Genomic DNA, 20,735 nt, shown 5'->3' with positions numbered 1-20,735 from the left:
GCGCTTTGTCTCGGTACTGTAACGCTGGGCTAAGTGCGCATTTACCAACCGCCCCCTATCCGGCGGGGGATGTCCTTGGCCGATCCCTCGCCCGCCCCAGGCGGCACCTGGCTTACCGAGCGCGAGCTCAGTCCGCCGTTGCTGACGCTCACCGACACGATGTGGCGGGCGGCGGAGCTGTTCGGCAGCGATCCCGAGCTGCGGCTGGTCGCGATCGTCGACGAACGCGAGCGCCCGCTCGGTGCGATCTTCGAGAAGGACGTGCGGCGGCTGCTGCTCAACCCCTTCGGCCACGCGCTGATGCGCAACCCCTCCTATGGCGCGGCGGTGTCGCGCTATGTCCGCGCCTGCCCGGTGGCGGAGATGACCGACGATCTCGGCCGGCTGATGGAGAGCTACCGCGCCTCGGGCGGATCGGAGGGGATGATCCTGACGCGGGGCGGCCGGGTGCAGGCGACGGTGAACAACCGCCGGCTCGTCCATCTCGCCGCCGAGCGCGAAGTGGCGACGGCGCGCGCCCAGGTGGAGCGTGCGGCGCGGATCGAGGCGGCGAGCCGGCGCTTCGAGGCGCAGGTGGAGGCGCTGTCGCGCGACATGGGCCTGCTCTCGACCGCGCTCGAGGATGGCGCGGTGCTGACGGCGGACCGGGCGAGCGGCGTGGGCGACCGTGCCCTGGCGGTGGCGACCGCCGCCTCGCAGACGAGCGACAACATGGCGGAGATCGCCGCACGCGGGCGCGAGCTGGCCGGCGCGCTCTCCGGGATCGCCCATAATACCAGCGACGCGCGCCAGGCGGCGGCGGCGGTCTCGCAACTGGTGGAGACCGGGAGCGCGCGGACGCGCGACCTGCTCCATTCGGCGCAGTCGATCGATTCGGTGATCGGGCTGATCAGCGACATCGCCCGGCAGGTGAACCTGCTCGCGCTCAACGCGACGATCGAGGCGGCGCGCGCCGGCGAGGCGGGGCGCGGCTTCACCGTGGTGGCGAACGAAGTGAAGCAGCTCTCCACCCAGACCGGCATCGCGGCCGACCGGATCACCGCGCATGTCCGCGAGATCCGCGGCGGGATCGACGAGGTTGCCGCGGGGCACAGCCGCGTCGAGCAGGCGATCGGCGCGATGGCGACGCTGGCCGACGCGGTGGAAAGCGCCGTCGCCCGGCAGGAGGAAGCGACGCGGACGATCGCGCGCAACGTGGACGAGGCAGTGCATGCGAGCACCGGCATCCAGCGCGACGTCGAGGCGATCGGCGGCACGTCGCGCGATGCCTCGGACCAGGCACGGGCGATGCGCGACGTGGCGGGCCGGCTCCATCTCGGCGCTGATGCCCTGTCGGACCAGGTCCATGCCTTTCTGGCGGAACTGCGCGTCGCCTAACCGGCGGCGGTGACGATCTCCACCCGCACCGGCATCCAGGCCCTGTCGTCCCTCCACTGGCCCGCACAGGCTTCGGCCAGGCTGGCGCGCGCCGCCTCGCGCTGGGCGGGCGGAGCGCCGAGCAACGGTGCCGCCGTCGACGAGGAGGCGAGCAGGAAATCGGCCGCAGCCTCAGGCGTTGTGGCGGGCACGGGCAGCGCGCCGTGCCAGCTATGGCTGGCGGCGTCGTGGAAACCGGCGGCATCCAGCAGCGCGATCAGCCTGGCAGGGTCGCCATAGCGGACCGGACCGGGCGCGTCGGGATCCGCGGGCGGCAGTTCGATCACCGATGCGATCGCCGCGCGGATCTGCGCCATGAAGCCGACTTCGGCCGCCGGCCCCCAGACCGCGAAGGCCAGCCGTCCGCCCGGCGCGAGCCAGTGGCGCAGATTGGCGAAGGCCGCCGCCGGATCGTCGAAGAACATCACCCCGAAGCGCGAGGCCAGCCGATCGAACCGCCGCTCGGGCCGATAGCGCGCGACATCGGCCTCGACGAAGCGCGCCACCGTGCCCGCCCGCGCGGTGGCGGCGGCGACCAGGTCGGGCGAAATGTCGAAGCCGGTGATGTCGCTGCCGGCCGGCGCCGCCGCCGCGATGGCGCGCGTCGTGCCGCCGCCGCCACAGGCGATCTCGGCGATGCGGCAGGGCGCATCCAGTGCCAGCGCCGCGATGAACGGCGCATCGACCGGCGCGAGCATCGCTTCCATCCCGTCGAGCTGGTCGCGCCACTGGGCGCCGCGGCCGCCCGCCCAATCATATTCCGAAGCCTTTTCCCGCATGCGGGCCAGGATGCGCCAAAGCGCGGCGCGACGCCAGCGCAAGGCATCAAAAAAGCCGCCAGATCGGTGACCTGGCGGCTTTTCTATATGGTGGGCGCGGCAAGGATTGAACTTGCGACCCCTGCGATGTCAACACAGTGCTCTACCACTGAGCTACGCGCCCATTGGCCTGTCGGCCGAAACGGGAAGCGGGCCTTTAGCGGGCAACACAGACCCGCGCAAGCACGCTTTTCAGTTTTTGCGAGCCGGCACCGCCAGAATCGAAAACCTCAATTGAACCCGGCATTCTCCGCCTCGAACAGCCGATCCACCTCGAGCACCAGGTCGCGCAGATGGAAGGGCTTGGAGAGCACCCGCGCCTGGGGCACCTGCTTGCCCGCCTTGAGCGTCACCGCCGCGAAACCGGTGATGAACATCACCCGCATGTCCGGCGCGATCTCGCTCGCCTTCTGGGCCAGCTCGATGCCGTCCATCTCGGGCATCACGATATCGGTTAGCAGCAGGTCGAAGCGCTCGCTCTCGAGCAGCGGTATCGCCGCGGTGCCGCGATCGACCGCGCTGACCGCATAGCCCGAACGCTCGAGCGCCCGGGTAAGGTATTCCCGCATCACGCGGTCATCCTCGGCCAGCAGAATCCGGATCATGTTCCCCCACTCGAAATCAACAGGACCCCATCCTATACCCGAAGCCCTTAAGATTTTCCGCCCTTATACCATTCCATGCCATTGCGGCAGCGCGATGGCACGCATAGTCATGACGTCGTGACCGGAGAATCCTTCGTCCGCCATGGTGCCGCCGAGCCGCGAAGCCCCGTGATCCTGTCGGTGCCGCATGCCGGGCGCGACTATCCGGACGCGTTGCGCGCCGCGCTGCGCGTGCCGCTGGCGGCTTTGCGGGGACTGGAAGACCGGCATGCCGACGCGATCGCCCTGGCCGCCCGGCGCGACGAGACGCTGTTCGTCGCCACCCGCCCGCGCGCCTGGATCGACCTCAACCGCGCCGAGCACGAGCGCGACCCGCGGCTCGACGACGGCGCCTGGCCGCATGGCGCGCCGCTTTCGGCCAAGCTGCGCTCCGGACTGGGGCTGGTGCCGCGCCGGGTGGGAAATGCGGGCGACATCTGGCAGCGCCGGCTGAGCGCCGACGAAGTGCAGCAGCGCATCCATGCCGACCACCGGCCCTGGCATGCCGCGATCGCCGCGGCGCTGGCTTCGGCGCGGGCGCGCTTCGGCGTGGCGGTGCTGCTCGACGTCCATTCGATGCCGCCGCTCGGCAATCCGGCGGCGGCGGCGCGACTGGTGCCGGGCGACCGGTTCGGCAAGTCGGCGGCGGGACGTTTCCTTGGGCGGATCGAAGGCGTGGCGCGCGCGCACGGCATCCGCACCATGGCCAACACGCCTTATTCGGGCGGCCACATCCTGGAGCGGCACGGCGATCCGCGCCGCGGCGTGCACGCGATCCAGCTCGAGTTCGACCGCGCGCTCTATCTCGATCCGGCGCTCGACCAGCCGGGCCCGGGACTGGCGACGGCGGTGCGGCTGCTGCGCGACATCATCGACGCCGTGGCGGACGAAGCGCTGCCGGGGGCGATCGCAGCGGAATAGCGCCGGTCAGGGAACCATTGACCCGGCCATCCAGAAAAACAGGCCGGCCATCAGGAAATGCGCCATCACCAGCAGCCAATAGAGGCCCGGCTCATACTCCCGGTAGATTGCCGCATCGGGATCGGGGTTGCGAAACACCAGGACACGATGCCGGACGACCGCAACCACACCTTGCCCAAACACGAGACACCCCAGCAGCGACGGCCAGAGCCAGAACCATTTCCAGAACCAGTCCATGCCCGATTCCTACCATGGGCCGGCGGCAAGGCGGCACATAAAAAACCACCTCGTGGTTACCCACGAGGTGGCCAAGGTTCAGGGAGGAGACACGCCCGAAGGCGTGCCGTACGGCCTCGCGAAAGGGGGGACACGACGCCGTACACAGCAAATATAAGTGAGAGGTCGGATAGTTCAAGGGGTCGCGGGAAACCGTTTTCAGCGCGCGATCAGCCGCGCCGGCCCGCCCCCGGAAGCATGCGCACCAGCACCCGGTCGCGCAGGATGAAATGGTGCCGCAGCGCCGCGGCGATGTGGATCACCACCAGCGCCGCCATCAGATAGCCGAGCAGCTCGTGCGCCTCGTGCGCGTTATGGGCGATGCCCGGCGTGGCGGGCAGCACGGGAATCTTGAACAGCCCGAACCAGTTGATCGGGCGCGGACGCTCGGGATTGGAGGAGAGCAGCCAGCCGCTGATCGGCAGGACCAGCAGCAGCGCATAGAGGATGAAGTGGACCGTATGCGCCGTCGCCTTCTCCCAGGCCGGCAGCAACTCGGGCAGGTGCGGCGGCTTGTGCGTGAGCCGCCAGCCGATCCGGCCCAGCGTGAGCACCAGCACGGCGATGCCGACCGACTTGTGGATCGGCATCATGCCCCACGCCCGCGGCATCGCGTCGTGGAACAGGCCGACGATGAGGTTGAACAGGACGAGCGCGGCGATCGACCAGTGGAACGCGATCGCCCCCCGGCTGTATCGATCGCCGCGCGCCGTCACGGTCAGGCGTTCGGCTGGACGAGCTGCGGCTCGGGCATCTTGCCCTGGCGCAGCTGGCGGCCGAAGATGTCGCGCATCAGGCCAAGCGAGAAGAGATGCGCGTAGATGAGCGGCAGCATGCCGTTCTGCACGATCTTGCGCAGCTGGTCGCCACGCATCTCGTTGAGCTTGTTCTCGTCGACCATCATGAAGCCGCGATAGACGAAGGGCTGGGCGGCGCCGTCCGGCTGGATCGTCACTTCGCCGTCGATCAGCAGGTCGAGCTCCTTGAGCTCCTGCATGAACTGGCCGGTACGGGCGCCGGCCTGCTCGAACTGCTCGTTGAACTGCAGGATGTTCTTGGTGGTGTCGCTCGGCTGGCCGTCGACGAACAGGGCCTCGCCCTCGTCGAACGCGCCGACCGTGTCCGAGGTCGGATCGAAGCAGAGCGACAGCTCGTCGCTGTCCGGGCGAAGACGCGCCAGCAGATAGGGATAGCGGCGGATATAGGCCGGGACGTAGAAGTTCGTCTCGTTGAGCGTGCCATCCTCGTCGAAGAAGGTGTTGACGCCCTCGTTCAGGCCCATCAGCGCCAGCGGTACCGGCTCCTCGCCCTGCGAGAAGACGATCGGCATGAAGCGCTGCACCAGCGGGAATTCCTCGACGGTGACCGGCACCGCATGCTGCTTGGCGAGGAACGGCGCCTTGTCGGCGGCGCGAATCTTGAAATCGGCGTGCTGCTGGCTCGAGAGCGGCTCAAGCTCGTTGTAGAACAGAGGCAGCGACTGCTGCGGGGCGGAAGCCATCCTAAATCTCCTGGGAACTAAAAATGCTGATGTCTGGAATCCCGGGGCGAGGGTCTATGGGGTGTCAGCCTCGGGCGCAAGCGCTACGAGCTTGCCGGGATTCAGGATTCCACGGGGATCCAGTGCCGATTTGATCGCTTTCAGTGCCGCGATACGCGACGGCGGGCTCAAACGCTCCAGTTCGGCGCGCTTCATCTGTCCGATACCATGTTCGGCGGAGATCGATCCGCCCTCGGCCACCACCATGTCGTAGACGAGGCGGCTCACCGCGGGCCCGTCGCCGGCATACCAGGCGTCGCGATCGGCGCCCTGCGGCGCGCGGACGTGGAAATGGACGTTGCCGTCGCCCAGATGCCCGAAGGCAGTGGCGCGCGTGCCCGGAAAGCGCCGCTCGGCCTCGGCCGCGGCCGCGAGCATGAAGCGCGGCATCCTGTCGACCGGCACCGATATGTCGTGCTGCATCGCCGGCCCCAGCGCCCGCTCCGCCTCCGAGATCGAATCGCGGATATGCCAGAAGGCCTCGACCTGGGCCTCGCTGGTCGAGATCACCGCGTCCTCGGCCAGGCCTGCCTCGAACACCGGCACGAGCAGCCGCTCGAGCAGGGCGGCGGGCGGCTCGGCGCCCGGCTCGGTCGCCACCGATTCGATCAGCACATGCCAGGCATGCGCGCCGGCCAGCGGCGAACGGGTGCCGGGGATATGGTGGAGGACATGGCCCAGTATCTCGCCCGGGATGATCTCGAAGCTCTCGATCGTGGCGGTGCGCGCCTCCATCAGGCGCAGGATGCGGAGCGCGTCCTCGGGATCCGCGACGCCGACCCAGGCCGCGGCACGCTCGACGATGGCGGGATAGAGGCGCAGCGTCGCGGCGGTGACGATGCCGATCGTGCCTTCCGCGCCGATCAGCAGCTGGGTGAGGTCATAGCCGCGATTGTCCTTCTTGAGCGGGACGAGCCCCTCATGGATCGAGCCGTCGGGCAGCACTGCCTCCACCCCCGCGACGAGGTGGCGCATGTTGCCGAAGCGCAGCACCTGGGTACCGCCGGCATTGGTGGAGACCAGCCCGCCGATCGTCGCGCTGCCCTTGGCGCCGAGCGTGAGCGGGAAGCGGCGCCCCTGCTCGGCCATGGCGGCATGGAAATTGGCGAGGATCACCCCGGCCTCGACCACTGCGAGATTTCCGACCGTGTCGACCGAGCGGATATGGTTCATCCGGCGCGTGGAGAGGAGCAGCGCCGAACCGTCCTCCGGCGGCGTCGCCCCGCCGACCATGCCGGTATTGCCGCCCTGGGGCACGATCTTCACGTCCAGCTCGCCGGCAAGGCGGACGATCGCGGCGACTTCCTCCGTCGATCCGGGCGAGAGCAGCGCCGGCGCGCGACCGTGATACCGGCCGCGCCAGTCCGACTCCCAGGGCTCGATCGTGTGGGGATCCGTGGTCACCGTCTTGGGGCCGAAGCGTTCCAGGATGGTATCGACAAGCTGCTGCTGGGCTGGTGTCATGGCATTTTTGGGCTAGCACGACCGGTGTCAGTTCATCCACTGTTCAAACCTGCAACGTACATAACCAACGCGAAATGCCGAATCCGTTCCTGGTCGCATCCAGCCTCCTGCTTTTCGTCGCTGCGCCCGCCGCGGCGCCCGCAGGCGTGCCCGACTGGAAAGCGGTTACCCTGAACCTTCAGCAAGAGCAGCAGCGCGTGACGATCCAGGTGCCGCGCGTCACCATCACCAGCAGCGCGACCATCATCGTGCGCCGTGCTCCCCATGTGGTGGAGAAGAAGGCGAAGGACTGCGTGAAGGTGCAGGACATCTCCGGCTTCGCAGGCGTGAACACCCAGGACAGCGTCGACCTGGTGCTGCGCGACGGCTCGCTGCTGCGCGCCAAGCTGGGCCGCAAATGCCAGGCGCTCGGCTTCTACAACGGCTTCTACGTCAAGACGAACAAGGACCAGAAGATCTGCGCGGGACGCGATTCGATCCGCACCCGGGCCGGCCGCTCGTGCGACGTGGAGGACTTCAAGACGCTCGCGCTGGAGCGTTGAGCACCTCCGCGCTTGACTTTCCCCGATAAATCCGCAAGCGCGTGAAGGCTTCGCGCGTGGACCTGCCACGCCGATTTTCCGGAAAATTGCATGAGCTTTGCCGATCTCGGCCTTTCTGACGAACTTCTGCGCGCAGTGACCGACGCGGGCTATACCGAGCCCACGCCCATTCAGCGCCAGTCGATCCCCCCGGTCCTCATGGGCAAGGACCTGATCGGCATCGCCCAGACGGGCACGGGCAAGACCGCCGCCTTCGTCCTCCCGATGATCGACATCCTCGGCGAGGGGCGTACGCGCGCGCTGATGCCGCGCTCGCTCATCCTCGAGCCGACGCGCGAGCTGGCCGCCCAGGTCGCCGAGAATTTCGAGAAGTACGGCACCCACCACAAGCTCTCCATGGCGCTGCTGATCGGCGGCGTGCAGATGGGCGACCAGGTGAAGGCGCTGGAAAAGGGCGTCGACGTGCTGATCGCCACGCCGGGCCGGCTGATGGACCTGTTCGGTCGCGGCAAGATCCTGCTCAACGGCTGCAGCCTGCTCGTGATCGACGAAGCGGATCGCATGCTCGACATGGGGTTCATCCCCGATATCGAGGAGATCTGCACCAAGCTGCCCAAGGAACGGCAGACGCTGCTCTTCTCGGCGACGATGCCGCCGGTGATCAAGAAGCTGGCGGACAAGTTCCTCAACGATCCCAAGCGCGTGGAAGTCGCCCGCCCGGCGACGACCAACACCAACATCACCCAGTTCCTCATCGAGACCACGACGATGAAGAAGCGCGAGGTGCTGCGGGCGCTGATCGAGGCGGACGACGTCCAGACCGGCATCATCTTCTGCAACCGCAAGACCACGGTGCGCGAGCTCAACAAGAGCCTGCAGCGCCACGGCATCCGCTCGGCCGAGATCCATGGCGACATGGACCAGCCGGCGCGCATCGCCGAGCTCGAGCGGTTCAAGAAGGGCGATGTGAACATCCTCGTCGCCTCGGACGTCGCCGCGCGCGGGCTCGACATCAAGGGCGTGAGCCACGTCTATAATTTCGACGCGCCCTGGCATCCGGACGATTATGTCCATCGCATCGGCCGCACCGGCCGCGCGGGCGCGACCGGCACCGCCTATACGCTGGTGACCAAGGAAGACGCCGAGAACATCGCCAATATCGAGAAGCTCACCGGCCAGAAGATCGACCGGGTGAAGCTGCGGAACGCGCCCGCCCCCTCCGAGGAAGACGAGCCCGCGGAAGCGCCGCGCGGCCGCCGGCGCAAGGGCGACGAGGACAAGGCACGCAAGCCGCGCTCGCGGAAGGAAGAGCCCAGGCGCGAAGAGGCACGCCGCGAAGAACCGGTCCGCGAGACCCGCGCCCGCGACGAGCAGCCGCGCCGGGACCGCAGCCGCCGCCGCGACGAACGCGACGACGGCCCGGACGAGGGCTGGAACGGCCCCATCCCCGACTTCCTGAACTACACGCTGGCCGAATGATCCGGCGCGCCGGGCTGGCTCTCGCGCTGGTGGCAGCGATGCTGCCCGGCGCGGCGCCTGCCCAGCAAAGCGCCCCGCGGCTCGAGGCGCGCACGCTCGACCGGCTGCCGCTTCCCCTGCCCGCGCCCTATGACCCCGGGCGCGATGCGCGCCGCGACATCGACGCCGCGCTCGCCGGCGCGAGGAAATCGGGCAAGCCGCTGCTCCTCGATTTCGGCGCGAACTGGTGCGTCGATTGCCGCGTGCTGGCGGGCGTGCTCGCGCTGCCCGAGATGCGCGGCTGGGTGGCGCGCAATTTCGTGCTGGTCCAGATCGACATCGGCATGTTCGACCGCAACCTGGACTTGCCCCGGCGCTTCGGTGCCGCCTCCCTCGAAGCGGTGCCGGCGATCCTGGTGATCGACCCGCGCACCGGCAAGCTCCGCAACCGCGACGACATTCTCGGCCTGGGCGATGCCAGGATCATGCAACCCCAGGAAATGGCCGACTGGCTGGCACGCTGGACGCGATGATCGAATATGTGCCCATCGTCGAGAGCCCCTGCGTCAGCATCTGCGTGATGGACGCCGCTACCGGGTGGTGCATCGGCTGCGGCCGCACGCTCGCGGAGATCGCCCGCTGGGGCGAGACCGACCAGGCCGATCGCGACGCGGTGATGGCGGAACTGCCCGCGCGGATGGAGCGGCTGGAGGGGAAGCTCCGCTAGGATCCCGGCCCGATGCGCAAATCCCGTCATCCCGCGCAGGTGGGGATGACGGTGGAGAATATGAATCCTCCCGTCGCCGCCGCAACCATCCGCGCCCGCCGCGATTTGTGACGAACGGGCCGCCGGCGGGACGAACCGCATGGACAGCCGCGGCCCGGAATTGCGATTCAGAGGTGCGACTCCGGCGCGAACGGAGCTTCCAGGGAGGATCGTCATGGATATCGGCCGCAGGGAATTTCTGAAGCTGGGTGGCGCCGGGGCTGCATATGCGCTGCTGCCGGGCGCAGCGGCCGCACCTGCGACCGGGCGCCCGATCATCGACGTGCACATGCACGCCTATCCGGCGACGATGCAGCTTCCTGCCCCGGTCACCAATCCGATCTCGGGCTTCAAGAGCCCGATCCGGACCGGGGCCGACCATCTCGCCGCCTGCATCGCCGAGATGAAGAAGCACAATGTCGTGAAGGGCGTGGTGAGCGGTGGCGACGGCGACCGGCTCCAGGCCGCGATCGACTGGCATGACCGCGACCCCGACCGCTTCGTCGCCGGCGCCGGAATCCGCGGATCGGACGACACGCCGCTGCCGCCGATCGACGTGCTCCGCAAGGCCTTTGCCGATGGCAGGCTCAAGGTGCTCGGCGAAGTGACGTCGCAATATGCCGGGCTGTCGCTCAGCGATCCCAAATATGATCCCTATCTCGCGTTGGCCGAAGAGTTCGACGTGCCCGTCGCACTCCACACCGGCACCATGCCCGCGGGGACCAGCTTCGATCCCTGCTGCACATCGGCGCGGGCCCGCTTCGGCAATCCCGAGCTGGTCGAGGAAGCGCTCAACCGCCACCCCAAGCTGCGCCTCAACATCATGCATGGCGGCTGGCCCTATCTCGACGACACGATCGCGATGCTGATGCTCTACCCGAACGTGAACATCGATACCGGCGCGATCGACTGGCTGCTGCCGCGCCCCGCCTTTCACGCCTATCTGCGGACCTTCGTCGATTCGGGCTTCTCCAAGCGGATCATGTTCGGATCGGACCATATGTATTGGCCCGATGCGATCGGTCTCGCCATCGAAGGGATCGAGAGCGCAGCCTTCCTGACCGAGACGCAGAAGCAGGATATCCTGCACGACAATGCCGTGCGCTTCTACAAATTGTGAGCGCATAGGCCGTATCGACATCAAGCGATGCGAGGCACCTCCCCCGATCCTCTCCCGGAAGAAGAGGATCGGTTGCATGCCATCCGCGCTTCGTCACCCCGGCCGCGTACCGGGGTGACCGAAAGGACCGGCTAGGCCGGCGCCTGTGCCGGCTGCAGCTCCGCCGCCAGCGCATCGTCCTTGGCCGAGGCGCGCTGATAGGCCTCGCGCCCGCTCAGCCGGCCGAAATAGTCGAGGAACGCCGCGCGCTTGGGCAGCGTGCCGAACATCGTGCCCCAGCCGATCGCCGAGCCGACATAGATATCCGCCGCAGTGAAGCGGTCGCCGGCGATATAGGGATGCGCCGAGACGGCCTTTTCCAGCACGTCCACCGTCAGCTCGTAATTGCCATAGCCGAACATGCGGCCCTGCTCCGGCCTGGGGACGAACTGGGCGGCATGGTTGGTCACTGCCTGCTCGACCGGGCCGGCGGCAAAGAACAGCCAGCGATAATAATCGGCACGCTCGCTCGCATCGGGGGCGAGGCCCGCCGCCGGAAAGGCTTCGGCCAGATAGGCGCAGATCGCGGCGCATTCGGTGACGACATGGCCGCCATGGACGATGGCCGGGACTTTCCCCATCGGGTTGATGCCCAGATAATCCTCGCCCTTCATCGTCGTGCCATATTCGACCACCTGCGTCTCATAGGGTGCGCCGGTCTCCTCCAGCGCCCAGCGGACGATGCGCCCGCGCGACTGGGGATGGGTGTAGAAGGTCAGGTCGCCTGTCATGATTTCCCTCCGGATCAATCGAACATAAAGTGAACAAATCAACCGATCGCGTCAAGCGCCGTTCAAAGCGTGGCGAAGGTGGCGAGCAGGCGCTCCCAGGCGCGATTGGCCTGATCCGCGTTGTAGACCTGGCTGTCCGGCGGGCACCAGCCGTGCATCGTGCCCTTGTAGACTTCGATCTCGGCCGGCTGGCTGCTGGCGGCGAAGGCGGCCTTGAGCTTGTCCTTGTCCTCCGGGGCGCGGGCATCGTCATTCTCGGCGATCGCGATCAGCCAATGCGCTTTCATCTGGGGCACCAGCGCGATCAGGCCTTCGGCCGCGAGCCCGCCGCCATGGAAGGTCGCGCCGCCATGGACGCGCGCAGGCACCGCGGCGGCGGTGTACATGACCATCGGGCCGCCCATGCAATAGCCCGTGCTGCCGATGCCGCGCTTGATGTCCACTTCCTTCTGCCGGTCCACCCAGGCGACAAAGGCCTTGGCATCGCGCGTGCTCGCATCCGGCGTGAGCAGCTGGCGCCAGGGACCGACCTTGGCCCGCAGGGCGTCGTCAAAGCCCTGGCCAGGCGTGACGAAGGGTGCCTTGGTCGAGCGGTAGAACTGGTTGACGGTGAGCACCGCATAGCCCGACTGGGCCAGCCGGTCGGCCATCTGGCGGAAGGCCGGCCGCAAGCCGAAAATGTCCGGCCACACGATCACGGCGGGATGCCTGCCGGCCGCCGGCGCGACGAAATAGGCGTCGCAGCTGCCGTCCGGCGTGGCGATGACGACGTCGCGCCCCGCGATCTCGGCCGCACCGGCCGGAACCGGCAGCAGCACCGCGGCACCCATCGCGGCCGCGCCCGCGCCGAACTCACGGCGGGTCAGCAGGAAGTGCGCATTGTCGGCGGCGGTCAGCTCGTCACACATGGGATCCCTCCATGATCGCGGATAGCGCCCCGGCGTGCCGAGTCGCGGCGGCGAGGCTACACGCCCCGCCCGCGTCCGTCATGCCGCGAGGCGATCCTGCCGGGCATGGCGGGCAAAGGGACTGAGGCCGAGCCAGCGCTGCATCTGCGCCGCGATGCCGGGAGCGCCGGTGAGCAGCAGCGTCTCGCGATCGAGCGCGTCCCGCACCGTCTCATACCCCATCCAGATCGCAGTCATGGTCCGCAGATCCGCAGAGACGAACAGATCGATATCATGGCCGGGATCGATCGAGCACAGGTCGACCCCGGATTGCGGATCGACCACCAGCCAGTAGCGGCGACGCGGCTCGGGCTGTTCGGGGAAGCGGAACTGGATCACGCTGCGCCTGGGCGGCAGCGGCGTTGGATCGAGGTTGCGGCGCATGTCCCACATCAGCAGCTGCGCATCGAGATGCTGGAGCGAGAGTTCATATGCCACCCAGCGCTGGCCCCAGATGCCGAACGCCTCGACCACCGGCTCCAGTTCGCGCCCGGCTTCGGTAAGGCGATAGTCGCTGCCGCCCTCCTCGCGCGCGACGATGCCCGCGCATTCGAGTTCCTTGAGCCGCTGCGAGAGCAAGGCGGGCGACATGCGCGGCACGCCGCGGCGCAGGTCGTTGAACCGCGTCGATCCCGCGAACAGTTCGCGCAGCAGCACCACCGTCCAGCGCGTGCACAATATCTCCGCGGCCATCGCGACCGGGCAGAATTGCTTGTAGCTCCCTTGCGTCATTCCTGATCCTTCACGAACGTGCAGGCAGGATAGTTCAGACTCTGTACCGGGCAAGTTCAGTTTCTGAACTGGAGCGCGGCCGGCAGGATGGGTGATTGGTAGCGCGACCAATCGACCGAAAGGGGAATGACGATGGAAGGCAAGGCCATGCCGCGGGACTGGATCGCCGAGGCCCGGATGATCGCGGCGGACATCGCGGCACATGCCGATCGCCACGATGCCGAGGAGAGCTTCGTGGCGGAAGGCTATGCGCGGCTGAAGCAAGCGGGCTTCTTCAAGGCGCTGGTGCCCGAAGCGCTGGGCGGCGGCAGCGCCGATTTCGCCGATGTCTGCGGGGCGATCCGCGTGCTGGGCGCCGCCTGCGGCTCGACCGCGCTCGCCTTTTCGATGCACACCCATCTGGTCGCCGCCGCCGCGTGGCGCCTGAAGCACCAGGATGCGCCGACCGAGGGCCTGCTCCGCCGGGTGGCGGCCGAGGAACTGATCCTCGTCTCGAGCGGCGGATCGGACTGGCTGGAAAGCGCCGGTATCGCCGAGAAGGTGGAAGGCGGCTTCCGCATCACCGCGCGCAAGCCCTTCTCCAGTGGCTGCGAACTGGGCGACCTGCTGATGACCAGCGCGGTGTACGACGATCCCGAGGCGGGGCCGACCGTGCTCCATTTCGGCGTGCCGCTGCGCGCGGAGGGCGTGGCGATCACCGATAGCTGGCACGTGCTCGGCATGCGGGGCACCGGCTCGCACGACCTGATGCTCGACGGGCTGTTCGTCGCCGACGCCGCGATCTCCGGCCGGCGGCCGCAGGGCAAGTGGCACATGCTGTTCCATGTGATCAGCATGATCGCCTTCGCCGCGATCTACTCGGCCTATATGGGCGTGGCGGACGGCGCCCGGCGGCGCGCGCTGGAGATCGCGCGCACCCGGCGGCCCGACTCGCATCTGCTCCAGCGCATCGGCGAGATGGAGAATGCCCATGCCGCGGCGGACATGGCGATGCGCGAGATGATCGCGATCGCGGCCGGCGGCGCGCCGGGGCCGGTCACGACCAGCCGCGCGATGACGTGCCGCACCCTGCTCGGCGACGCGGCGATCGGGACGGTGAGCCGGGCGATGGACGTCGCCGGGGGCGCGGGCTTCTATCGCAAGGCCGGGCTGGAACGCGCCTTTCGCGACGTGCAGGGCGCCCGCTTCCATCCGCTGCAACGCGAGCCGCAGCAGGTACTGGCCGCGCGGGTCGCGCTGGGGCTCGACATCGACGGCTGAGCCCGGCATGCGTCGCCCTCTCAAATGGGGGCGGCGCATGGATCTCCAGGCTTATTTCGCGCGGATCGGGCATGACGGGCCGCTGGCCCCCGACCGCGCGACGCTGACTGCGCTGATGCAGGCGCATCTCGCCGCCTTCCCCTTCGAGAATCTCGACGTGCAGCTGGGGCGACCGGTTTCGATCGAGCCGGGCGCGATCTTCGACAAGCTGGTTGTCCGCCGGCGGGGCGGCTGGTGCTTCGAACAGAACGGACTGTTCGGGCGCGTGCTCGAAGCGCTCGGCTTCGACGTGCGCCGCATCTCGGCGGGCGTGATGCGGCATGTGCACGGCGAAGGCGCGATGGGCAACCATCTGGCGCTCATGGTGGCGCTGGAGAACCGGCCATGGCTGGTCGATGTCGGCTTTGGCGGCATGCAGGCGGCGCCGCTGCCCCTGGCGCCGGGCAGCGAACACCACCCGCCCTATGACGTGGCGCTGCGCCAGGTCGACGGCTGGTGGCGCTTCGAGGAGCGGTATGGCGAGGGTGACCCCTTCAGCTACGACTTCCATGACGCACCCGCCGACGAGGCGCTGTTCGCGCGGCGTTGCAGCGAATTGCAGCGCCAGCCCGAATCGCCGTTCGTCCAGAATCTCGTCGTCCTGCAGCGCCGCGGCGACCGCCACACGACGCTGCGCGGGCGCGTGCTGACCCGGCGGGGCCCCGCGGGCGAGACGCACGAACTGCTTCCCGATGCCGAAGCGCTGGTCGAACGGCTCGAGCGATGTTTCGGATTGCAGGTGCCGGAAGCGGCCGGGCTGTGGGACACGGTCTGCGCCCGCCATGCCGCCTTGTTCCCCGACCAAGCCTAGGGCCGCCGATCGCACCACGGAAGACGCGCAGATACGCGAATCCCCCCGAATCGCGTTCGAGGGGACACCGCCGCGCCCCTTGCCGGGCGGAACAACGAAAGCCGGCCCCGTTTCGGGGGGCCGGCCGGTCGTCAGTTGTTGCTGCTGCTGCGGAACAGCGTCTCGGCGGTGTGCTCGACAGGAGCCGCCGGAGCATCCTCGCCGGCAGCCTCGGCATCGCGGGTCGCGGCCTGGCGCTCGGCGCGGAGCTGCTCGATCAGTGCCTCGCGGTCGCCCTCGAGGCGGGTGTCGACCTGGGCCTCGATGCCGGCGGCCTTCGCCGCCTTGGCGACGATCGCGTCGAGCTCGCGCTGCGAAGTGAGGCCCAGCGTCACCGGATCCTTCGGCACGATGTTGGCGATGTTCCAATGGCTGCGGTCGCGGATCGCGGCGATCGTGGTGCGGGTGGTGCCGATCAGCTTGCCGATCGCGCCGTCCGAAATCTCCGGATGGTTGCGCAGGATCCAGGCAATGCCGTCCGGCTTGTCCTGGCGCTTGGAGACCGGCGTGTAGCGCGGCCCCTTGGTACGGCGGACCTGCTCGGGGCCCTTGAGCATCTTGAGGACGTAGTTCGGGTCCTTCTGGCCCTTCTCGATCTCGTCCATCGTCAGCTCGTGCGCGCGGACGGGATCGCGGCCGGTGAGCTTGGTCGCGGCGGTATCGTCGGCGATCGCCTGGACCTCGAGGATGTGCAGACCGCAGAACTCGGCGATCTGGTCGAACGAGAGCGACGTGTTGTCGACCAGCCAGGAAGCGGTCGCATGGGGCATCAGCGGCTGGGCCACTTACAGTCTCCAGAAATAGAAAGGGCCGCCCTTCACGGGCGGCCTGTAACGGGCCTGACTTAATGCCATGCGCCACGAAGAGCAAGGAAAAGGGGGAGGTAACCAGCGGCAATTACCGTCATTCCGGCGAAAGCCGGGATCTCGTGCGGCGCTTGTCCCGCCTTCGCCCGGGATCCCGGCTTTCGCCGGAATGACGATCGGGTCAGGCCGCGGCCCGTTCGCCGTGCATCGGATGGAGCGCGTTGAGGAACTGGCGGGCGCTGGCTTCCCAGGTGAAGGTCCTGCCATAGGCGGCGCATGCCGCGCGGTCCCTGGTCAGCGCCTCGCCGATCGCCCGGGTGAGATCGGCGTCCATCGCGCCGGTCTCGGGCGTGAGCACGTCGATCGGCCCGGTGACCGGATAGCCGGCGACCGGCACGCCGCACGCCAGCGCCTCGATCATCACCAGCCCGAATGTGTCGGTCTTGCTCGGGAAGACGAACACGTCCGCCGCGGAATAGGCCGAGGCGAGTTCGGCGCCGAACATCGGGCCGAGGAACTTCGCCTCGGGGAAGCGGGCCTTGAGCGAGGCGCGCGCCGGCCCGTCGCCGACCACCACCTTGGTGCCCGGATGCGTAGTCTTGAGGAAGGCCTCGAGATTCTTCTCGATCGCGACGCGACCGACATAGAGCTGCACCGGCCCGTCGAGATCCTGCATCGCAGGATGCGGATCGAGGCCGGGACGGAAATTGGCGAGGTCCACGCCCCGGCCCCAATGCTTCACATGGGAAAGGCCGTGATCGGTCAGCGACTGGCGGATCGAGGGGGTGGAAGCGAGGATCGCCTGGCTCGGCGCATGGAACCACTTGATGTAGCGCCAGATCCACTCGGCCGGCACCCCCGAGCGCGCCGAGACATAGTCCGGGAACTGGGTGTGATAGGCAGTGGTGAAGGGCATTTCGTGCCGGATGCACCAGCGCCGCGCGGCGACGCACAGCGGCCCCTCGGTGGCGAGATGGATCGCGGTGGGCCCGAACTCCTCGAGCATCGCCCCGACGCTGGCGACGCGGGCGAGCGCGAGGCGGATCTCGGGATAGGTCGGGCATGGCAGCGAGTAGAAGAGATCGGGCGAGATCACCTCGACCAGATGGCCCTGTTTCTCGAGCACCCGGCGCACCGATTGCAGCGTGCGCACGACTCCGTTCACCTGGGGCTCCCAGGCGTCGGTCACGATAGCTATCCGCACAGGTCCGACCTCCGTTGCCGTCACGCAGCCGCCAGTCTGACCCCGGATGCTGCCTCGCTCTCGCGTTTCGCCATCTCTTCGGCCCAATGGAGAATTTCCATGGTACCGTCGTAATGCTCAACGAGCGCGGTGCAACCCTCCACCCAATCGCCGTCATTGTAATAGGCGATGCCTTCGATGTCGCGCATCTCGGCAGTGTGGATATGTCCGGCGATCACGCCGTCGACTCCCCGCGCACCGGCTTCGTGCGCGACGATCTCTTCGAACTTCGAAATGAACTCGACTGCGTTCTTCACCTTGGCCTTGGCGTATTTGCTCAGCGACCAATAGGGCATGTCGAGCCAGCGGCGGACCCGGTTCACCAGCCGGTTCAGGCCCATCATCATCTCATAGGCGGCGTCGCCCAGATGCGCGAGCCAGCGATGCGACATGGTGATCGCGTCGAACTCGTCGCCGTGCAGCACGAGCAGGCGCCGGCCATCGGCGGTGGTGTGGATCGCCTGGCGGCGGATGTGCACCCCGCCGAAGTTCAGGCCCGAGAACTGGCGGAACATCTCGTCGTGATTGCCCGGGATATAGACGATCTCGGTGCCGCGCTTCGCCCGCTTCAGGAACCGCCAGACGATGTCGTTGTGCGAATCGGGCCAGTAGAAGCGCTTCTTGAGCGCCCAGCCATCGATGATGTCGCCCACCAGATACATCACGTCGCAATCGACATGGTCGAGAAAGTCGATCAGCATCTCGGCATTGCAGCCGCGCGTGCCGAGATGGATGTCGGAGATCCAGATCGCGCGATAACGCTTGCGCTCGGTGATCGCCTTTTCGGGGATCGACGGAGTCGATGCATGGAAATCCGCAACGTGCTGCGCGTCGAACGGAAGCCTGGTGATCGTGGCCATTTAACCAGCCCTGCAAATGCCCTTGCCTGGCCCGGCTAAATGGCCGCGGAATATTACAATTGGAATCGTTTCGACTTCACGCGGATGTCACAGAAACCTGCATAATCGATCGCTTCCGCTCTGCGAATCAGAGGTTCTACGCATCAGGCGGTGATCGGAATGTGCCGCGGCAACGCCGCCATCCGGTCGAGCCAGGCCCGCAGCGCAGGATAGGGCTGGAGGCTGAACCCGCCCGTCTCCGCGACATGGGTATAGGCGTAGAGCGCGATGTCGGCGAGCGTCGGCCGGTCGATCACGAACCAGTCGCGCTTCGCCAGATGCTCGTCCATCAGCGCCAGCGCCGCTTCGCCCGCCGCCCGCTTGGCCGGCAGCATCGCCCGCTGCACGTCGCTGAGATTGTCGAGGCCGATCCAGACGGTCCAGAAGCGCAGTGTCGCGACATTGGGCTCGTGGTTATATTGTTCCCAGAACAGCCAGCGCAGCATGTCGGCACGCGCGAACCGGTCGTGCGGGATCAGGTCGCTGCCATCGGCCAGGTAGAAACAGGCGGCGTTGCTCTCGGGCAGGAAATCATCAATGCCCACCTGGAGCACCGGGATCCGGCCATTGGCGTTGACCTGGCCCAGAAACTCGGGCGTGCGCGTCTCGCCCTTCACGATATCATATTCGCGCCGCTCGAGCGGCAGCCCCAGATGCGCGGCGGTGAGCCGGATCTTGTAGCAATTGCCCGACGCGGCATATTCGTGAAGCACCAGCGCAGCCATGATTCCCTCCCTTGATCGGTCCGTTCTTCGAACCTGCCGGAGCGCGGCGTCCAATAGAAACAGCCATCTGAAACATAAGCACCACTTATGATCAGATATAGCCGTTCTCTGCACGCCGGCGCACCGTGCGGCGACCAGGCCCCGGTCCGAGCTGAAGTGCTCAGTCGATCGTCAGCACGATCTTGCCGACATGCTCGCCCGATTCCATGCGGGCATGCGCCTCGGCCGCCCGGGCGAGCGGGAACACCGCGTCGATCACCGGCTTGAGCCTGCCCTCGGCCACGAAGGGCCACACCGTACGGTGCAGCTCATCGGCCAGGAGCGCCTTGAACTCGAGCGGGCGCGGCCGCAGCGTCGACCCGGTCAGCACCAGCCGCTTGCGCATGATCTCGAAGATCGGGATCGTCGCCTGCATGCCGCCCTGCACGGCGATCGAGACATGCCGCCCCTCTTCCGCCAGGCACTGGAGGTTGCGCGGCACATAATCGCCGCCGACCATGTCGAGCACGATGTCGACGCCCCTGCCCGCCGTGATCTCCATCACCCGGGCGACGAAATCCTCGGCCTTGTAGTTGATCGCGTGATCGGCACCGATTTGCCGCGCGGCCTCGCACTTCGCGTCCGATCCGGCGGTGACGATGATCGTCAGCCCGAACAGGTTGGCGAGATGGATCGCCATCGTCCCGATGCCGCTGGTGCCGCCATGGACCAGGATCCACTCCCCGTCCGCCGCATAGGCACGCTCGAAGACGTTGCTCCACACGGTGAACAGCGTCTCCGGCATCGCCGCCGCCTCGACCATGGAGAGCGCGGGCGGCACGGGCAGGCACTGGCCCTGCGGCGCCACCGCATATTCGGCATAGGCGCCCCCCGCGATCAGCGCGCAGACGCGCTGGCCCAGCAGCTCGCGCGGCACCTCCTCGCCCACCGCGGCGACGGTGCCGGAAACCTCCATGCCGAGGATCGAGGGCGCGCCGGGCGGCGGCGGATACAGCCCCTTGCGCTGCATCACCTCGGGCCGGTTCACCCCCGCGGCGGCGACCTTCACCAGCACCTCGCCACGCCCTGGCCGGGGCACCGGGCGCGACACCGGCACCAGCACCTCGGGCCCGCCCGGCGCCTCGGGGTCGATTGCCAGCATCGTTTCCGGAAGACCCATCGGCTCGTCGCTTTCGAACGCAGAAGAAACCCCGGGTCTTATTGACATCGGTCCGGCCCCGGTCAACGCTGGGCCATCATGGACGCCGACGAAAATCTTCCGCGTCGCAAGGACGACCTTGTCGCCCAGCTCGCGAAGCAGGACCTCGATCCCCTTTCGGTTGAGGAGCTTAACGAGCGCATCGCGCTGCTCGAGGCCGAGATCGCGCGAAGTCGGAACAAAATTTCATTTGCCCTTAACCACCGCGCAAGCGCGGACGCTCTATTTAAGAAATGAGCGTGACGGCACCGGAGATGGGGCCCAGGCCCATGCAAAACTCCGGTGCGGGGCCGCTGCGCTT

The 20,735-nt window shown here is 67.8% G+C and carries 24 protein-coding genes and 1 tRNA gene; 10 read left to right on the top strand and 15 right to left on the bottom strand.

Annotation, left to right across the window (positions count from 1 at the left end; all coding sequences use genetic code 11):
- Positions 1–69: 69 nt before the first annotated feature.
- Positions 70–1,377, top strand: coding sequence for a methyl-accepting chemotaxis protein (locus CAP40_RS06480; protein ID WP_086128587.1), 1,308 nt, complete (start codon positions 70–72; stop codon positions 1,375–1,377).
- Here CAP40_RS06480 and CAP40_RS06475 read toward each other — a convergent pair.
- The 3 genes from CAP40_RS06475 to cpdR all read right to left on the bottom strand — a co-directional run bounded on the left by CAP40_RS06475 (position 1,374) and on the right by cpdR (position 2,839).
- Positions 1,374–2,237 (bottom strand): trans-aconitate 2-methyltransferase, encoded by an 864-nt coding sequence (locus tag CAP40_RS06475; RefSeq protein WP_086128586.1) that lies wholly within the window; start codon positions 2,235–2,237, stop codon positions 1,374–1,376. The genes CAP40_RS06480 and CAP40_RS06475 overlap by 4 nt on opposite strands.
- Before the next feature lie 46 nt (positions 2,238–2,283).
- Positions 2,284–2,358 (bottom strand) — tRNA-Val (locus tag CAP40_RS06470).
- A 106-nt stretch (positions 2,359–2,464) separates the two neighbouring features.
- A complete protein-coding gene (cpdR, locus tag CAP40_RS06465) occupies positions 2,465–2,839 on the bottom strand; it encodes a cell cycle two-component system response regulator CpdR (RefSeq protein ID WP_086128585.1) in 375 nt (124 codons plus the stop codon).
- Positions 2,840–2,914: 75 nt separating this feature from the next.
- Between cpdR and CAP40_RS06460 the strand changes: the two genes are divergently transcribed.
- The gene (locus CAP40_RS06460) at positions 2,915–3,799 is read left to right on the top strand and encodes an N-formylglutamate amidohydrolase (protein WP_086128584.1); all 885 of its coding nucleotides are present in this window, start codon (positions 2,915–2,917) and stop codon (positions 3,797–3,799) included.
- Between the two features lie 6 nt (positions 3,800–3,805).
- On the opposite strand, the gene CAP40_RS06455 is transcribed toward CAP40_RS06460, so the two are convergent.
- From CAP40_RS06455 to CAP40_RS06440, 4 genes are all read right to left on the bottom strand, one after another.
- A complete protein-coding gene (locus tag CAP40_RS06455; RefSeq protein WP_086128583.1) occupies positions 3,806–4,036 on the bottom strand; it encodes a hypothetical protein in 231 nt (76 codons plus the stop codon).
- Between the two features lie 209 nt (positions 4,037–4,245).
- Positions 4,246–4,791, bottom strand: a complete 546-nt coding sequence (locus tag CAP40_RS06450; RefSeq protein WP_306298548.1) for a cytochrome b — start codon at positions 4,789–4,791, stop codon at positions 4,246–4,248.
- Between the two features lie 2 nt (positions 4,792–4,793).
- Positions 4,794–5,576, bottom strand: a complete 783-nt coding sequence (locus tag CAP40_RS06445) for a SapC family protein (RefSeq protein ID WP_086128581.1) — start codon at positions 5,574–5,576, stop codon at positions 4,794–4,796.
- 54 nt (positions 5,577–5,630) lie between these two features.
- On the bottom strand, positions 5,631–7,079 hold the full coding sequence (locus CAP40_RS06440; protein ID WP_086128580.1) for an FAD-binding oxidoreductase: 1,449 nt from the start codon (positions 7,077–7,079) through the stop codon (positions 5,631–5,633).
- Positions 7,080–7,153: 74 nt separating this feature from the next.
- Between CAP40_RS06440 and CAP40_RS06435 the strand changes: the two genes are divergently transcribed.
- The 5 genes from CAP40_RS06435 to CAP40_RS06415 all read left to right on the top strand — a co-directional run bounded on the left by CAP40_RS06435 (position 7,154) and on the right by CAP40_RS06415 (position 10,965).
- Positions 7,154–7,621, top strand: a complete 468-nt coding sequence (locus CAP40_RS06435; protein WP_086128579.1) for a hypothetical protein — start codon at positions 7,154–7,156, stop codon at positions 7,619–7,621.
- Between the two features lie 90 nt (positions 7,622–7,711).
- The gene (locus tag CAP40_RS06430; protein WP_086128578.1) at positions 7,712–9,100 is read left to right on the top strand and encodes a DEAD/DEAH box helicase; all 1,389 of its coding nucleotides are present in this window, start codon (positions 7,712–7,714) and stop codon (positions 9,098–9,100) included.
- Entirely contained in the window at positions 9,097–9,612 is a 516-nt protein-coding gene (locus tag CAP40_RS06425; protein ID WP_086128577.1) for a thioredoxin family protein, read from the top strand. Before CAP40_RS06430 ends, CAP40_RS06425 begins: the two co-directional genes overlap by 4 nt.
- Positions 9,609–9,806 carry a DUF1289 domain-containing protein gene (locus CAP40_RS06420; RefSeq protein WP_086128576.1) on the top strand — a complete coding sequence of 66 codons (198 nt, stop codon included), beginning with the start codon at positions 9,609–9,611 and terminating at the stop codon, positions 9,804–9,806. Before CAP40_RS06425 ends, CAP40_RS06420 begins: the two co-directional genes overlap by 4 nt.
- 214 nt (positions 9,807–10,020) lie before the next feature.
- Complete coding sequence (locus CAP40_RS06415) at positions 10,021–10,965, top strand: amidohydrolase family protein (protein ID WP_179187953.1); 945 nt, start codon at positions 10,021–10,023, stop codon at positions 10,963–10,965.
- Positions 10,966–11,096: 131 nt separating this feature from the next.
- Here CAP40_RS06415 and CAP40_RS06410 read toward each other — a convergent pair whose 3' ends face one another.
- The 3 genes from CAP40_RS06410 to CAP40_RS06400 all read right to left on the bottom strand — a co-directional run bounded on the left by CAP40_RS06410 (position 11,097) and on the right by CAP40_RS06400 (position 13,414).
- Positions 11,097–11,735, bottom strand: a complete 639-nt coding sequence (locus CAP40_RS06410) for a glutathione S-transferase family protein (RefSeq protein ID WP_086128574.1) — start codon at positions 11,733–11,735, stop codon at positions 11,097–11,099.
- Between the two features lie 62 nt (positions 11,736–11,797).
- On the bottom strand, positions 11,798–12,643 hold the full coding sequence (locus tag CAP40_RS06405; protein ID WP_086128573.1) for a dienelactone hydrolase family protein: 846 nt from the start codon (positions 12,641–12,643) through the stop codon (positions 11,798–11,800).
- 78 nt (positions 12,644–12,721) lie between these two features.
- A complete protein-coding gene (locus tag CAP40_RS06400; RefSeq protein ID WP_086128572.1) occupies positions 12,722–13,414 on the bottom strand; it encodes a helix-turn-helix domain-containing protein in 693 nt (230 codons plus the stop codon).
- Between the two features lie 132 nt (positions 13,415–13,546).
- Here CAP40_RS06400 and CAP40_RS06395 point away from each other — a divergent pair, with 132 nt between their 5' ends.
- Together CAP40_RS06395 and CAP40_RS06390 are read left to right on the top strand one after the other, a co-directional pair.
- Positions 13,547–14,674 carry an acyl-CoA dehydrogenase family protein gene (locus tag CAP40_RS06395; RefSeq protein WP_179187951.1) on the top strand — a complete coding sequence of 376 codons (1,128 nt, stop codon included), beginning with the start codon at positions 13,547–13,549 and terminating at the stop codon, positions 14,672–14,674.
- A gap of 37 nt (positions 14,675–14,711) precedes the next feature.
- Positions 14,712–15,524, top strand: coding sequence for an arylamine N-acetyltransferase (locus tag CAP40_RS06390; protein WP_179187949.1), 813 nt, complete (start codon positions 14,712–14,714; stop codon positions 15,522–15,524).
- Between the two features lie 131 nt (positions 15,525–15,655).
- On the opposite strand, the gene CAP40_RS06385 is transcribed toward CAP40_RS06390, so the two are convergent.
- The 5 genes from CAP40_RS06385 to CAP40_RS06365 all read right to left on the bottom strand — a co-directional run bounded on the left by CAP40_RS06385 (position 15,656) and on the right by CAP40_RS06365 (position 20,395).
- Positions 15,656–16,348: a DUF1013 domain-containing protein gene (locus CAP40_RS06385; RefSeq protein WP_086128569.1), complete on the bottom strand. Its 693-nt coding sequence runs from the start codon at positions 16,346–16,348 to the stop codon at positions 15,656–15,658.
- A gap of 202 nt (positions 16,349–16,550) precedes the next feature.
- A complete protein-coding gene (locus tag CAP40_RS06380; RefSeq protein WP_086129337.1) occupies positions 16,551–17,573 on the bottom strand; it encodes a glycosyltransferase family 1 protein in 1,023 nt (340 codons plus the stop codon).
- A gap of 20 nt (positions 17,574–17,593) precedes the next feature.
- The gene (locus CAP40_RS06375; RefSeq protein ID WP_086128568.1) at positions 17,594–18,472 is read right to left on the bottom strand and encodes a UDP-2,3-diacylglucosamine diphosphatase; all 879 of its coding nucleotides are present in this window, start codon (positions 18,470–18,472) and stop codon (positions 17,594–17,596) included.
- A 143-nt stretch (positions 18,473–18,615) separates the two neighbouring features.
- Positions 18,616–19,236 carry a glutathione S-transferase family protein gene (locus tag CAP40_RS06370; protein ID WP_086128567.1) on the bottom strand — a complete coding sequence of 207 codons (621 nt, stop codon included), beginning with the start codon at positions 19,234–19,236 and terminating at the stop codon, positions 18,616–18,618.
- Between the two features lie 160 nt (positions 19,237–19,396).
- Positions 19,397–20,395 carry an NAD(P)H-quinone oxidoreductase gene (locus tag CAP40_RS06365; protein WP_256924054.1) on the bottom strand — a complete coding sequence of 333 codons (999 nt, stop codon included), beginning with the start codon at positions 20,393–20,395 and terminating at the stop codon, positions 19,397–19,399.
- Between the two features lie 78 nt (positions 20,396–20,473).
- On the opposite strand from CAP40_RS06365, the gene CAP40_RS06360 reads away from it, so the two are divergent.
- Positions 20,474–20,671 (top strand): DUF1192 domain-containing protein, encoded by a 198-nt coding sequence (locus CAP40_RS06360; protein WP_086128566.1) that lies wholly within the window; start codon positions 20,474–20,476, stop codon positions 20,669–20,671.
- The last annotated feature ends 64 nt before the right edge of the window (positions 20,672–20,735 follow it).

The organism is Sphingomonas sp. IBVSS2 (assembly GCF_002127225.1).
Lineage (GTDB): Bacteria > Pseudomonadota > Alphaproteobacteria > Sphingomonadales > Sphingomonadaceae > Sphingomonas.
The sequence above is the reverse complement of the archived record's forward strand: the minus strand, read 5'-3'. Positions and strand labels throughout refer to the sequence as shown.